This is a genomic window from Paraburkholderia aspalathi (genome assembly GCF_905220735.1).
In the GTDB taxonomy this organism is placed as follows: Bacteria; Pseudomonadota; Gammaproteobacteria; order Burkholderiales; family Burkholderiaceae; genus Paraburkholderia; species Paraburkholderia aspalathi.
This window is the reverse complement of the sequence record NZ_CAJNBA010000001.1, coordinates 1236251-1250747: the sequence shown is the minus strand read 5'-3', so window position 1 is coordinate 1250747 and position 14497 is coordinate 1236251. Positions and strand designations below refer to the sequence as shown.

General features: G+C 61.7%; 14 protein-coding genes. 7 read left to right on the top strand and 7 right to left on the bottom strand.

Features of this window, described 5'->3' with window-relative positions:
* Positions 1-182 precede the first annotated feature (182 nt).
* Entirely contained in the window at positions 183-1190 is a 1008-nt protein-coding gene (gene tehA, locus KHO30_RS05535; RefSeq protein WP_211700286.1) for a dicarboxylate transporter/tellurite-resistance protein TehA, read from the top strand.
* A gap of 104 nt (positions 1191-1294) precedes the next feature.
* On the opposite strand, the gene KHO30_RS05530 is transcribed toward tehA, so the two are convergent.
* Together KHO30_RS05530 and bla are read right to left on the bottom strand one after the other, a co-directional pair.
* A complete protein-coding gene (locus KHO30_RS05530) occupies positions 1295-1759 on the bottom strand; it encodes a DUF4126 domain-containing protein (protein ID WP_200653956.1) in 465 nt (154 codons plus the stop codon).
* 314 nt (positions 1760-2073) lie between these two features.
* A complete protein-coding gene (gene bla / locus KHO30_RS05525) occupies positions 2074-3009 on the bottom strand; it encodes a class A beta-lactamase (RefSeq protein WP_211700285.1) in 936 nt (311 codons plus the stop codon).
* 99 nt (positions 3010-3108) lie between these two features.
* Here bla and KHO30_RS05520 point away from each other — a divergent pair, with 99 nt between their 5' ends.
* Positions 3109-3987: a LysR family transcriptional regulator gene (locus KHO30_RS05520; protein ID WP_093637648.1), complete on the top strand. Its 879-nt coding sequence runs from the start codon at positions 3109-3111 to the stop codon at positions 3985-3987.
* On the opposite strand, the gene KHO30_RS05515 is transcribed toward KHO30_RS05520, so the two are convergent.
* Together KHO30_RS05515 and KHO30_RS05510 are read right to left on the bottom strand one after the other, a co-directional pair.
* Positions 3984-4238, bottom strand: a complete 255-nt coding sequence (locus KHO30_RS05515) for a hypothetical protein (protein ID WP_093637652.1) — start codon at positions 4236-4238, stop codon at positions 3984-3986. The genes KHO30_RS05520 and KHO30_RS05515 overlap by 4 nt on opposite strands.
* Before the next feature lie 55 nt (positions 4239-4293).
* A complete protein-coding gene (locus tag KHO30_RS05510) occupies positions 4294-4797 on the bottom strand; it encodes a lecithin retinol acyltransferase family protein (RefSeq protein WP_093637657.1) in 504 nt (167 codons plus the stop codon).
* 458 nt (positions 4798-5255) lie between these two features.
* Here KHO30_RS05510 and KHO30_RS05505 point away from each other — a divergent pair, with 458 nt between their 5' ends.
* From KHO30_RS05505 to KHO30_RS05490, 4 genes are all read left to right on the top strand, one after another.
* Positions 5256-5543, top strand: coding sequence for a hypothetical protein (locus tag KHO30_RS05505; RefSeq protein WP_093637794.1), 288 nt, complete (start codon positions 5256-5258; stop codon positions 5541-5543).
* A gap of 5 nt (positions 5544-5548) precedes the next feature.
* Positions 5549-6319, top strand: a complete 771-nt coding sequence (locus KHO30_RS05500; RefSeq protein ID WP_200653953.1) for a PP2C family protein-serine/threonine phosphatase — start codon at positions 5549-5551, stop codon at positions 6317-6319.
* A gap of 119 nt (positions 6320-6438) precedes the next feature.
* Positions 6439-6906: a GNAT family N-acetyltransferase gene (locus KHO30_RS05495; RefSeq protein WP_093637664.1), complete on the top strand. Its 468-nt coding sequence runs from the start codon at positions 6439-6441 to the stop codon at positions 6904-6906.
* Positions 6903-7577 carry an FMN-dependent NADH-azoreductase gene (locus tag KHO30_RS05490; protein ID WP_093637669.1) on the top strand — a complete coding sequence of 225 codons (675 nt, stop codon included), beginning with the start codon at positions 6903-6905 and terminating at the stop codon, positions 7575-7577. Before KHO30_RS05495 ends, KHO30_RS05490 begins: the two co-directional genes overlap by 4 nt.
* 6 nt (positions 7578-7583) lie before the next feature.
* Here the strand turns inward: KHO30_RS05490 and pdxR are convergent, their stop codons facing one another.
* Entirely contained in the window at positions 7584-9113 is a 1530-nt protein-coding gene (gene pdxR / locus KHO30_RS05485) for a MocR-like pyridoxine biosynthesis transcription factor PdxR (RefSeq protein ID WP_211700284.1), read from the bottom strand.
* Between the two features lie 190 nt (positions 9114-9303).
* On the opposite strand from pdxR, the gene KHO30_RS05480 reads away from it, so the two are divergent.
* Positions 9304-10056: an SDR family oxidoreductase gene (locus KHO30_RS05480; protein WP_200565382.1), complete on the top strand. Its 753-nt coding sequence runs from the start codon at positions 9304-9306 to the stop codon at positions 10054-10056.
* A gap of 23 nt (positions 10057-10079) precedes the next feature.
* Here KHO30_RS05480 and KHO30_RS05475 read toward each other — a convergent pair whose 3' ends face one another.
* Positions 10080-11438 carry a sigma-54 interaction domain-containing protein gene (locus tag KHO30_RS05475; RefSeq protein ID WP_200621466.1) on the bottom strand — a complete coding sequence of 453 codons (1359 nt, stop codon included), beginning with the start codon at positions 11436-11438 and terminating at the stop codon, positions 10080-10082.
* The gene (locus tag KHO30_RS05470; RefSeq protein ID WP_211700283.1) at positions 11435-14491 is read right to left on the bottom strand and encodes a peptidase domain-containing ABC transporter; all 3057 of its coding nucleotides are present in this window, start codon (positions 14489-14491) and stop codon (positions 11435-11437) included. Before KHO30_RS05470 ends, KHO30_RS05475 begins: the two co-directional genes overlap by 4 nt.
* Positions 14492-14497: the final 6 nt, after the last annotated feature.

Genomic DNA, 14497 nt, shown 5'->3' with positions numbered 1-14497 from the left:
GAAAACCCACGGAACGTGGCGCAACTGGGGCAAAGCACGCACTGTGAATGCACCTTGAGACGATCGCGCCATTTGTTGAGCCGCCCCAGCATTCAGCGTTTTGCCGCCCCCCTCTACAGTACGTTATCGAACGCGCAACGCCGGAGCATTGGAGCGCGTCGCAACGTTTCGGAGGATCAGAGATGAACAGCAATCGTGGCACGATTCCAGTTTCTTTCTTCGGGATCGCGGTGGGCGCGCTGGCGTTCGCCAACTTGTGGCGCGTGGCGATCAGGGTGTGGCATCTGCCAACAAGCGCTGGAGACGTGTTGAGCGTCGCAGCGCTTGCGGTTTGGGTTGTCGTTCTGCTTGCTTACGGGCATAAGTGGTTGACGCACGCAGCCGAAGCTCGCGCGGAAATGCAGCATCCGGTGCAATCGTCTTTTGCAGCGCTCGGGCCGGTTTCGAGTTTGCTTGCCGCGCAGATCTTGCAGACTTACGCGCATTCGGTTGCGCTTGCACTGTTCGGCGTCGCCGTGGTCGCGCAATTGGTGCTCGGCGTGTACCTGCATGGACGGCTGTGGCAAGGTGGGCGCAAGCCTGAACTGATCACGGCGGCCATTTATCTGCCGACCGTCGCGTCGAGTTTTGTCGCGGGCACGGCTGCGGCTGCCTTCGGTTTTCATCAGCTGGGCGGGCTGTTCTTCGGCGCCGGCGTACTGTCCTGGCTCGCGATCGAATCGATGATTCTGCACCGCGCCGCCGTGCACGAACCACTGCCCGAAGCATTGCGTCCGGTCCTCGGCATTCAACTCGCGCCGCCGGTGGTGGGCGGTGTGACGTATCTGAGCTTAAGCAGTGGTACGCCTGATCTGATCGCGCTGATGCTGCTCGGTTATGGGCTCTACCAGGCGTTGATGCTGTTGCGTCTGCTGCCGTGGATTCGTCAGCAAGCATTCGTACCGGGATACTGGGCGTTCAGCTTCGGTGTAGCCGCATTGCCGACGATGGCGATTCGCATGGTCGAACGAGGCGCAACGGGTCCGCTCGAATGGATCGCGCCGGTTTTGTTCATCGCGGCGAATGTGGTGATTGGAATTCTGGTGGTGAAGACGCTCGGGTTGCTGGTGCGAGGGAAGTTGATTCCGGCTGCAGGTGCTGCTCAGCCTGTGGCCCAAATTACAGCCGACTCGCGTGTTGCGCGGGCCTAGAAATGAAAACGCCCAAGTCCACGGATAGCCGACCGTCTGTTGCTAGCCAGGTATTTGTCGTGGCCCTTGGGCGAGAAAAATTGTCCGCGATGACGAATGGTTTGTCAACGCAACGCCATCACGATCACCACAGCGCCAACGATCGCCACCGCGTCTTCGATCAACGCGGCCGGCAAGTCACGGCCGAATGTGCGCGCCAACGCAGCTCTCACTCTCGCGCCACCCAAGGTGCCGATCACCGCACCCACCACCCCGGCAATCAAACCACCCACCAAGGCGCCATGTGCGGCCCCAATCGCCGCGCCACTCAACCCACCCAGGACGATACGCGCGCCGAATTGCATCGGCACGGTACGGCTAGGTGTCTTGGGCAATTGGTCGGTAATCAGTTCGACGATCGCCAGCACAGTGAAGATATACGGTGTGGCAGCAAAGCCGAGAAATGCCAGCGGCGTGTCCTGCAGCGGCAACCACCCCAGATGCGCCGCCCAACTGATGGCCGCGGGAGCGGTCATCGCGCGGAGTCCGGCCACTACACCGATTAGCAATGCAACGACATAGAGAGGCATAGGAGACTCCGAACCAAGACCAATACTGCGCGGTTGGACAAGCCGACGGCTTACCTGGACGAACGTCGGCGGGAGGGGTCACGCAATCACTTGCACAATCAACTTCTCACCGCGTAAGTCGAGGCCGATCCCCAGTTGTCGGTTCAGTTGCCAAATTCGTCGCCCCCTTCGGTGTGGCCCTAGTGTCGCACGATTCGTCTTTCAACCGTCAGCGAAGGACGCGGGCCGTTTTTTCCCACGAACGGTCCGCCTTTCTCCCGTGGTCAGCGCGTTTGCACCACGAACCGGTTCATGCGCTGAACGTGCTCACACCATCAAACCGACGCCACGATCAACGCCCCGACGTTCGCAATCGCGGCATTGCTGCGCGCCGCATCGCCGCTCGTCTCGGTCAGGTAGACCGTCACGAGAATCGGCCCGCGTCCTGGCGGCCACAGAATCGCAACGTCGTTTGCCGTGCCGTGATCGCCCGTGCCGGTTTTATCGCCGACGCCCCAATCCTTCGGCAGCTTCGCGCGAATCCGTTCGCCACCGGTCTGGTTGGCGGCAAGCCAGGCCAGCAGTTGCGCACGCGACGGCGAAGACAAACGCTCGCCCAGCAGCAGCTCACGCAGATTGCCGAGCATGGCGTTGGGCGTGGTGGTGTCGCGCGGATCGCCGGGCGTCGCTTCGTTCAGCGTCGGCTCATTGCGGTCCAGACGCGTGATGCCGTCGCCAATACTGCGCGCGAACGCCGTCAACGCGGCGGGGCCGCCAAAGCTCGCAAGCAACAGATTCGCCGCGGTGTTGTCGCTGAGCGTAATGGCCGCCTTGCACAAATCGGCGACGCTCATCCCCGCGTCGCCAGTGCGCTCGCGAGTGTGCTGGCTGGTAGCGGGCGAGTACGACACAAGATCGCTTTTGGAAAACACGATGCGCCGTTCCAGGTCTTCTTGCCCGCGATCCACTCGCGTCAGCACGAAACCCGCCGCCAGCAGTTTGAACGTGCTGCACATCGGAAACCGCTCGTCCGTCCGCAAACCGGCGTGCAATCCGGAGGTCGTGTCGACGATCGAAACGCCCAGTCGCCCACCGCTTTCCGCTTCGATCTGCGCGAGCCGTTGACGAATGGCGTCCGCCTTGGCCACGCTGCCGCCCGGCTTTGCTGTGCCCGCCTTCACCGCTTTTCCGAACGCGCCACCACTGCCAACCGCAACCCCAGCTATCGAAACACCGAGCATCGCGCCCGCGAATTTCCGTCTTGTGATCATCGCCGCTCCTTATGTGAAGCCGCAACTATCGGTTTTTCGGCGCCCGCTGGCAAACGATGATAAGTTAGTCGATCCCCTAGAAAATCTTATGCCTCTGCCATGAGACCGTATCTCCCGTTGAATGCGCTGCGCGCCTTCGAATCGTCCGCGCGACATCTGAGCTTCACGCGCGCCGCGCTCGAATTGAACGTCACCCAGGCGGCCGTGAGCCAGCAGGTCAGAACGCTGGAGGAGCGGCTTGGCACCGCGCTCTTCAAACGTCTGCCACGTGGACTGGCCATGACCGACGAAGGCCTCGCGCTACGTCCTGTCCTCACCGACGCATTCGATCGCATCGAAGCCGTACTCAAACAGTTCGACGGCGGCCACTTTCACGAAGTGTTGACGGTCGGGGTGGTAGGCACTTTCGCGGTGGGCTGGCTGATGTCGCGGCTCAAGTCGTTTCGCGACGCGCATCCGTTTGTCGAGCTGCGGCTGCTGACGAACAACAATCTGGTCGATCTCGCCACCGAGGGCCTCGACTTCGCAATTCGCTTCGGCGACGGCACCTGGCCAGGCTCGCTCGCCACCCGGCTGCTCGACGCACCGCTCGCCATTCTGTGTGCGCCCGAGATCGCCGAGCGTCTGTCCGAGCCAACGGATCTCGCCAACGAAACGTTGCTGCGTTCCTATCGCGTTGACGACTGGATGAGCTGGTTCACGGCCGCCGGCATCTCACCGCGGCCGATTCGCGGCCCGGTGTTCGATTCATCGCGGCTCATGGTGGAAGCGGCCATGCAGGGTGCGGGTATCGCGCTGGCGCCGGCGCTGATGTTCGATCACGAGATCAACACGGGCCGGCTGGTGCGGCCGTTCGAAGTGGAAGTTCACGCCGGCAGCTACTGGCTGACGTGGTTGAAGGGCAAGCCGATGACGTCGGCGATGCTGCTGTTCAGTCAGTGGATCGTCAAGGAAGCGGCCGCGCACACACAAAGCTAGCAAACCGCCGCGCGTCGATGGCCGTTCATGGCGGGCCGCTCGGCTTGCGGCGGGAACACGTTCCACGAGCCGTCGTCATGACGGAAGAAGAAGATCGACAACAACCCGCTCGGCCGCAGAGCTTCCACACAAACGTAACGCTGATGCTGCGACGCGCGGTGGCAAAACTGGACGACACGTGCGGGCATCGAGGGGGTCGGTGCAAGCCATTTATCGACGGCCCAGTGCAAGGTCTTTTCTGCGGCAACCATGATGCTCTCCTCGATCCTTGAATCCCTGAATTGCTGATAACTCGTTACTGCCCGCTCACGCGAGTTGGGCGGCAACCTGACCATTCTTCGCGGTGCGTTCGACAAACGCCTTCACCAGACACACCAGCGTGAGAACGCCGGCACGGGGATGCGTCAGGCAGCAATGCACCTGTTCGCTGCGGCTTTCGCCAAGCAGGCACCACGCACAGAAGTGCTCGCAGTTATTCGTCAGCAGGCGGTAATGGTTTTCGCCAAGGCGGGAGCGCGCACGGCGCACGGCTTCATCTCCGACGTAGCGGGCGCTCGGGGTTGGGCGGATCGTCAAGGGATGACCGGCGGCGAAGTTGGTTAATTCCACTTCTTCCACCGGACCGCGATGTGCCGAGCTCGCAAAACCGGCGTAATGAACCACCCGGCCATTGCCGACATAAATGCCGTGGTGTTCGTAGCCGCGCCGTTGCGTAACGAGATGCGCGCCGATCGGCAGGTCGATGGTCGACGTTTCATTGCAGCGTTCGTCTTGATCTTCGCTGCTCGTCGGGAGGTGGTTCGTGTTCATGGCTGGTCTCGCTTCAATATCCAACACTGTTGCGAGATCTTTTGCATCATCCGGGCCATGTGGCGAAAAGCCTTTATTTAAAGGGCTGGCAGGAATTGGGAGGCATTTTGAGTGCCGTATGTGTGCGCCGGGAGCCGACACAAATCGAGCCGATCTGTTGGCAGACGTCGATCATTTGGCGTGTTGTTTGAGCCTTAGCGAGCAGGTTCGCCAAGGGCCGGGAGTCCGGCCAATGTGTTGGGTCCTGCACCGGTGTGAGCGCCCGGATGTTGGCTGCATCCCGACCTCTGCGGCGCCGCACGAACAAGCGCTGCCAGTCAGACGCGCGGGATCGCCCACCAATCAACGCGTTACGAGAAAGCGCCCGCTCGAGCCGCAAATTGGCATGGCACTTGCACCATCACGTTCAATTCCTTTTCAACCGCGCGCCCGACGCACGCGGCCAACCGGAGAACGATATGGCTTCCATCACAGTAAACGACCTCTCGCTGAACCTGGCGCTCGACCGTAAAGCAATGGCCGCGATCCGCGGCGGCGGCGGTGCGCCGTGGGTGTACGGCTGGATTCAGCCCTATGTGCGGGAAACGCCGAGCATCGGTCCGGTAGTGAACCTGTACGACATCTCGAACAACTTCTATGCTAACCAGATGATCAACACGTTCCAGTCGGTTGACGTACGCAACACCGGTGCGAATTCGAACATCAACGTCTCCCCCGACGCGCGCAGTAGAAACGATATGGTGTAGCTCTTGTGACCTGTCCGAGCCAATTTCGATGGACGTCGTCCGCGCGGTCCGACGCGGGACGCGTCCGTGAAATCAACGAAGATGCCTGCCTCGCCCAGTCCGAACCCGGACGCTGGGCGGTCGCCGATGGCATGGGCGGGCACGCGGTCGGCGATCTGGCGAGCCGGCTGGTGATCGATGCGCTGAGCCGCCTCGCGCCGCCGCTCGCCATGAAAACCTGTATCGCCGATGCGCGAGCACGGCTGCAAAAGGCCAACCGCCAACTGCGGGACGAGGCCGCGCGCCGCCAGGTGCAGCGGATCGGCAGCACCGTCATCGTGCTGCTCGCGTGCGACCGCTTCTGCGGCTACCTATGGGCCGGCGACAGTCGTCTCTATCTGTATCGCGAAGGACAATTGCGGCAACTCACGCGCGATCATAGTCAGGTGGAAGAACTCAAGTCGCTCGGCGTGATTACCGACGAAGAGGCGCGGCATCATCCCGCGCAGCACATGATCACGCGCGCGGTGGGCGCAACGGACGTGCTCGAACTCGACGATGATGCGATCGAAGTCGCGGACGGTGACGTCTTTCTGCTTTGTAGCGACGGCTTGAGCAACGAAATCAGCGACGAAGAAATACTGGGCGTGCTGACCACGGTGACGTGCGAGCGCGCGTCTGATGAACTGGTCGACCTGGCCATTGCGCGCGGCGGACGCGATAATGTCACCGCCGTTGTCGTGCATGCTGAAGATCCGTATGCGTCCGACAAAACCTTGCTGAACCCAGCACCTTGAAAACACAGCTTTGATTGCCGGTGTGTCCACCGGATGGCCTGGTCCAATCGCTGATTCTTGGCTCTATCGACCAGGCCGTGCGCCAGGTATCGTGAGCGTCGTTCCCTATGGAGACGCCCATGCCTGCCCCGCTTCGCTTCGTTCACCTCGACACGCCCGAATCGCTACTGCCCGCATTCGACGTTATGCGTCAGTTGCGCCCGCATCTGACGGACGCGCACTCGTTCGCCGCGCAGGTGGCAAAACAGCATGCTGAAGGCTATCGCCTGCTCGCTGCGTCAGACGCGGGCAGCGTCGTCGGCCTCGCCGGTTATCGCACGCTGACCAATCTGCTGTATGGCCGCTTCGTCTATGTCGACGATCTGGTTGTAGATGACAGGTTGCAGCGTGGCGGCATCGGCGCGCAGCTGCTCGACGCGGTACGGCAGATTGCGCGCGAAGCGGGCTGCGTGCACTTCGTACTCGATACGGGCCTGCACATGCCGCTTGCGCAGCGCTTCTATTTCCGCAATGGGTTGCTCGCTCGCGGCATGCACTTCGTCGAACCCCTCGCTCCTCTTGCCCATTCCGCGACGGTTACGTCATGAAAATTCTACTGATCAACGCCAGCCCACACGGCGAGGAAAGCCACGGCTACCGTTTTGCCGACGAGATCGTCGGCGTACTGCACGAGCACACCGCACCCGCTGCAGCGGACATCGAAGTTATCGAACGCGATCTGGCAGCTGCGCCACTGCCGCCCGTCGCCCGCGACTATGCGCGCGCCGTCACATCGCGCACGCCGGATAGGGCTCTGTTCGATGTCTCCGAACAACTGATCGATGAAATCGAAACGACGGATGCGCTCATTATCAACACGCCGATGCACAACTTCACGGTGCCGGCAGCGCTCAAGCTGTGGATCGATTACACGTTGCGCATTCATCGGACGTTTGCCTCGACACCGGAAGGCAAGGTTGGGCTGATGCGCGACCGGCCGACCATCGTGATCGTCGGTTCCGGCGGTGTCCATAGCGGCGAACGCGCGCGGCAGCCGGACTTTCTGACGCCGTATCTGCGCTATGCACTCGGAACGATCGGCATCCACAGCGTGCAGTTTCTTCTCCTGCAGGGGCTTGTGATGGGCGAAGCGGCCGTAGCCGAGGCACTCGATGCGGCACGTGCCCAACTTACCGGCGATGCGGTGTTCGCCTCGCTTGCCGCGCAGGCAACCCGCAGCGCGAGCATGGCGGCGGGTGCGGCCCAGCAGAGCGCATAAAGCGCGTCAACCGTCCAGACACGCGCGCAACGTTCGCGCGAGACGGCCTGCCTCACGCGCATCGGCGACGTTCGCGAAGCCCATCACCAGGCCGCGCGGCGTGCGCCGCGCGCGGCCATTCGCGTACCAGATCGAAAGCGCCAGCACCCCGAGCCCCGCCTCGCGGGCGCGCGCGGCGACGGCGACGTCGTCGACCGGGCCATCGGGGCCTTCGGCGAACCGCACCGCGAACTGAATTCCACCTGGCGGCAAATCGACAATCAGCCGCTCGCCAAACGCCTGCTCCAGCGCGTTCACAATCAGCACGCGCCGCTCGCCGTACAACGCACGCATGCGCTTCAGATGTCGCGCAAAATGCCCCTGCCCAATGAAATCCGCCACGGCCGCCTGCAAAAGCGTCGGCGATCCGGCATTCATGCTGTGCGCTACCCGCTCGACACGCTCGACTGCCCGCTCCGGCATCACCGCATACGCGAGCCGCAACCCGGGAAACATCACCTTGCTAAACGTGCCGGAATAGATCACGCGATCGCGCCGATCGAGGCTCTTTAAAGCCGGCAATGGCCGGCCCAGATAGCGGAACTCGCTGTCGTAGTCGTCTTCGATGATCCAGCGGGACGCTTTCTCTGCCGAGTCCAGCAGCGCCATGCGTCGTGCGAGCGACAGCGTCTGCCCGAGCGGACTCTGATGCGACGGTGTGACCACCGCGAAGCGTGCCTCTGCATCCAGCGCTGTGCCGCGCTCGACGTCGATTCCTTCACTATCCACCGGCACCGGCACGAGCTGCACGCCGGTTTCGGCCAGATAACCGCGCGCGAGCAGATAGCCGGGATCCTCGAACCACATGCGATCGTTCGGGCGGGCGAGACTGCGCAACACAAGTTCGAGCGTCGCACGGTAGCCGCCGGTCACGAACACCTGTTCCGGCAGGCAGGTCACACCACGCGAGAGTCCGAGATACGTGGCGATATGTTCGCGCAGCGGCCGGTACCCGGACGGATCCGGGTACGCGAGCATCGCGCGGTCGCCGCTGCGCGCGCGGCGCGATACGAGCCGGTTCCATAGCTTGTTCGGAAATGCGTCGAGAGCGGGCAGCCCTGGCTGCAACGGCCGCGGCGCGCCGCTCATGGCGACGGCGAGGGCCTGCTGACGTGGCGCCGCTTGACCACTGCGCGACTCGCCCGGCGTCTCCGGCGTGCCCGCTCCTCCATTACTCTGCTTGCCGCGCGCGTCCTGAACGCCCTGCGCACGCGACGAGCGCGTCACCGATGCCGGCAGCGACGACGATACGAACGTGCCCGCCGCGCCGCGCATCTGCAGGTAGCCCTCGTCGACGAGGATCGTGTAGGCGAGCTCGACCGTGCCACGCGCCGTGCTTAACTGCGTGGCGAGGCCGCGCAGCGCAGGCACGCGATCGCCGGGACGCAGATGCCCCGCGGCGATCGCTGTCCTGAAGCGTTCGCAAATCTGCAGATAGATCGGCAACTGTTGCTGCCGATCGATTTCAATGCTTAATGCGGGCGTTGCTACGGTCATGACGGTCTCGCGGGCAAGGGGAGCGGCAACTGACATGGACTAGTCGGATCGACAATTCTTGTCACTTTTCGATAGAGCATGATTCTTCCACAATAGCCTCACGCGATGCGACTGCGGCGAACACTTTCACGCAATACAACGCCCGCCCGCCGCCACCCGCGTCCATTTACTCTCATCTGGAGAATCTGCCATGAAAATCGTCGTAATCGGTGGTTCCGGCCTGATCGGATCGCGTCTCGTCACGCTGCTCAATAACGCGGGTCATGAAGCGCTTGCCGCGTCGCCGCGCACCGGCGTGAACGCCGTTACGGGTGAAGGCCTGAGCAACGCGCTCGTGGGCGCGGACGTCGTCGTGGATGTGACGAACGCGCCGTCCTGGGAGCCGCAGGCGGTGCTCGATTTTTTCCGCACCTCCGCACGTAACCTCGGCAAAGCCGAAGTGGCCGCAGGCGTGCGCCATCACGTCGCGCTATCAATCGTCGGCTGTGATCGCACACCGGAGAACGCGTATTTCGTTGCCAAGGTCGCGCAGGAAGAGGTGATCGAAGCGGCGGGCGTGCCGTACACGATCGTGCGCGCGACTCAGTTCATGGAGTTCATCGGCGGTATCGCGGATTACGGCACGGTCGACGGCGCGGTGCGCATCAGCGACGGCCTGTTTCAGCCGATCGCCGCCGACGATGTCGCGGCGAGCCTCGCGCAGGTCGCGCTCGCAGCACCACTGAACGGCACGGTCGATATCGCCGGGCCAGACCGCGCGCCCTTCGCGGAGATCGTTACCCGTTATCTGAAATCGGTAGGCGACGCGCGCCCGGTGGTGACGGATCGCGATGCGCCGTACTACGGCGGCCGTGTCGAGGAACAATCGCTCGTGCCGCTCGGCGACGCGCGGATCGGGCGCATCGGTCTCGACCAGTGGCTGGCGGAGGCCAAAAAGGGTTGATTGCAGTACGAACGCGGCAAGCCTCAACTATCGCTGTCTTCTTCGTCGTGCTCGTCAGCGCCGTTTCTGCCCGTCGACGGCGCATTGCGATTGCGAAAATCTTTCGAATGCAGGCCATGCTTCTTCAGGAGCATTTGCAGATGTGAGCGGTTCATATCGATGCGCCGCGCCAGTTCCGCAACGGTGCCGCTCACTTCGCGCAGGCCGCGCTCCAGGAAGGCTTTTTCCGCGTCGTCGCTCGCGGCGCGCTTCGCGTCGCTCAGCGACATCAGATTCGCCACGCTGATTGGCTCCTGTCCCGTCGCAGTGGCTACATTCGACGCTGCCGCGGCTGATCCAGGCGCGGCCGGCCGCATATCCACGGGCAGATGATCGACATCCGCCATGTCGCCAGCCAGGCACGACACGCGATACATCACGTTGCGCAGTTCACGAATATTGCCCGGGTACGCATAGTTCAGCAGAAAGTCCCGCAGACGCGGCGTCAATCTGACGGGTCTGCGCTTTAGCGTTCCGGCGGCTTCATCGCCGAACCAGGCAATCAGCAGCGGTATCTCATCGCGCCTCTCGCGCAGCGGCGGCAACGTGACATGAATCACGCTGAGACGGTAGAACAGGTCCTCGCGAAACTTGCCCTCTTCGCTGAGTTGCCGCAGATTGCGATTAGTCGCCGCAACAATGCGTGTATCGACAGCAATCGTTTCATCGGAACCCACGCGTTGAATTTCGTGTGCTTCCAGCACCCGCAACAGCTTCACCTGGCCGGCCAGGGGCAACTCGCCGATTTCGTCGAGAAAGATCGTGCCGGTATGTGCGCTTTCGAATTTTCCCTTGCGGTCATTCGAAGCGCCCGTGAACGCGCCTTTGCGATGGCCGAACAATTCCGACTCCAGCAGATTGTCCGGAATCGCGCCGCAATTCACGGAGATAAAAGGTTTGTCCGAGCGCGAGCCATTCGCGTGAATCACCTTCGCCATCAGCTCCTTGCCGGTGCCGCTTTCGCCGTCGATCAACACCGGCAAATCGGTCGGCGCCGCCTTCTCGGCGATTTCAAGCGATTCGAGCAAACGCGGATTGTCACCGAACGTCCCTTCAAAAATGAAGCTGCGCTCGATCAACGCCTTTCTACGCGCACCACGAGATTGATCCGCCGACGCAGCAGGCTCAGCGGCCGTTGCGGCCTGCACGAAGCGCTCCTTGTGCGAGAGCTGCATGACCTCGTCGCGCAACGAGGTGGCCTGCCGGAGCAGCTTGTCGATGTCGGCGCGCTCGAGCCGGGACGACCAACGCAGCGTCGAGCGCAGTATCTCGATGCGTTCGATCAAACCCGCGTATGAAATCGCCGGGCTGAGCTCTTCTACCTGGTCGAGTATCTTCATCACGCACTCAACTGTTTCTGGACCAGCTGGTAATACATACCGCCGCGCTGGATCAGTTCATCGTGACGGCCCTGTTCGACAATCGCCCCTTCATACAGCACCAGAATCTTGTCCGCACGCATGATGGTGCTGAGCCGGTGTGCAATGATCACCGCCGTTCGGCCCTTCAGAATGTCGTGCATATTGCCGAGGATATTGCTTTCCGATTGCGAATCCAATGCTGAAGTCGCCTCGTCGAAAACCAACAGACGCGGATCGTGATACAGCGCCCGCGCGATACAGAGCCGCTGGATCTGCCCACCGGATAGGCCAATGCCACGTTCGCCAACAATCTGTTCATAGCCGAGCGGCATCTTGCTGATGAATGCGTGCGCATCGGCCATTTTCGCGACTTCCTCGATGCGGCGCCGTTCAGGTGCGTCGTCGCCGCTGGCAATGTTCTCGGCAATCGTGCCGGAAAACAGCAGATTGCTCTGCATCACGTAGCCGATCTGCGCACGGTAGTAGGCTTTATCGACCACACCGAGGTCATAGCCGTCGATGGTCATCTTGCCCTCGGTTGGCGCATAAAAGCCGACCAGCAGCTTGGCGAGGGTTGTCTTGCCGGAACCGCTGCGGCCCACAATCGCCACCAGTTCGCCGGGCTTGATGTCGAAGCTGATATTTTCCAGTACATACGCCGAGTCGTCCTCGCCGTAGCGGAAGTAGACGCCGCTAAAACTGATTTCGCCTTGCAGCTCCGGCAGCATCACGCGCGAAGGCAAATCCTGCGGCTTCTGTTCCGGCTCGATATCGAGCACGTCGCCGAGGCGCTCCATCGCCACGCCCGCGTCGTTCAACATGCTCCATAAGCCGACCAGGCCCATTAGCGGCCCCAGCACGCTGCCCATGAACGCATTGAATGCAATCAACTGACCGATGGTCATTTCGCGCGCCAGCACCAGATTCGCGCCGACCCAGAGGATAGCGATCGTTGTCGCGGCGTTCAGCAACTGGCTGCCAAGCCCAATGAGAATGTTGAAGGCGTGCGCCCGGTATTGCACTTCGAGCGCCTTCGCGTACTTCTTCTCCCAGCGCAACCGCACCGGCCGTTCGATGCCCATGCCCTTGATGGTCTCGACACCGGCGAGCGCTTCCATCAGAAATGACTTCGACTCGGTCGAGGCCGTGAACACCTCGCGCGCATAATTCTTGATCTTCGGCGTGGCGAGCGCAGTCAACGCCATGATGGGTATTACGAACGCGATCAGTACCAGTGTCATCTTCACGTTGTAGACGAACATGATCGTGAAGTAGATGAACACCATCAGCAAATTCAATGCTGTGGTCACCGTGGATTCGGTGAGGAAGGCCCGGATTGTCTGGTTCTCCTGGAAGCGCGCGAAGATGTCGCCGGTCTTCCGCTTGGCGAAAAACGAGAACGGCAGCGACATGGTGTGCTTGAAGAACTGCGACATCATCGCGAAGTCCATGTTGCGCACCATGAAATTCGCCAGATACGCGCGAATCGTCGACATCAATTGCGAGAACACATTGGCGATAATCAGGCCACCGATCAGCAGATGCAACAGGCTGACGTTCTGATGCACGATCACGCCGTCGAGAATGTTCTGGATGATCAGCGGCGGAATCACGCCGAGCACCTGAATCACGAACGTGGCGAGGAACAGGTGACCGAGAATCTTCTTGTACGGCCTGAGGTAGCCGACAAAACGTATCCACGGCGAACGCGCGGCCGACATCTGCATGAGATTCGGTCCACCGGTAAAGAGCAGACACGTGCCACTCCAGCCGCGTTCGAAATCCTCAACCGTCATTTTCCGGAAGCCGAGTGCCGGGTCGGCGACCCACACGTAGTCCTTCGAGATCCCGTACACCACTACATAGTGGTAGCCCTCCCAATGCACGATGAAGGGCAGATCGAAACCGCGCAATGAATCGAACGTGCATTGCACGCCGCGTGCGGTGAAGCCGAGAGACTCGCCGGCGCGCGCGAGACTGTCGAGCGTCGCGCCTTGTGTCGTGACATTGGCGAGTTCGCGCAGTTTGCCGAGCGTCATCGGGATGCTGTAGTGGCGGCAGACCATGGCGAGGCACGCGGCGCCACAGTCCATTTCTTCGGCCTGTTCGACCAGCGCAAAGCGCTTGATGACCTTTTCGCCGAACTCGGGTTTAGTCTGCAGGTCGAGCATCAAGGGCAACTTGCGCCGCTGCTCGAGGCGCTTTTGCCGTTGCAATTCACGGTCACCGTAACGAATCCGCTCATCCAGGACTTCGCGCAGCTTCGGATTGCGCTCCAGAATGAAATGGACGGTGCGCTCCGGTATCACCAGCAACCGCGTATCGGTCGTTGCCACCACCGACGCCATTTGCTCCTGCCGCATCAAACACGCCTTTTCACCGAAGATTTCGCCTTCGCCCAAGGTTGCAAGCGTGTAGTCGTGGCCTTCCTCATGACGGACGATGCGCACGCCGCCTTGCCGCACCACATAGAGCCGCCGGTCATCGCGCCCATCCTGCTTGAGAATTTCCTTGCCCTCAGCCACCCGCTTCACGCCGACGCTGCGCACATATTCTTCGAGTTCCGCCTTGTTGAGTTTGCCGCGCAGATCGAACAACTGCGCGACGAAACCGCCGGCCGAATTGATCGCCACATAGCTCGCGACAAATGCCAACGCGGCCTGATTGCCGGTGATCACCGGTTCGATCGCGGCGCGGGGAATGAACAGCAGTTCGGTTTTCGCGGACGCCCGTACCGACGCCTCATGCACGTACGCGCGCAACATCGCAATGTCGGCGAAAATCTCGCCGGTTTTGCGCACGCCCATGCTGGTTTCCTTGCCGTGCTCCTCGGTGAAGATACGGACCGAGCCCGAGCGCACCACGTAAAGACCGTCAGCCGTCTCACCCGCCGAGCACACCGTTTCGCCGAACGAATAGAAGCGTGCTTGCGCATATTCGGCAAGACGATCGATCTCGTCGCGCGAAAACGGCGAGAGAATTTCCACCGAGGTGAGAAACTCGGCTGCGGAGGGCGTGGTCTGGGGTGCATCCATGGGCTT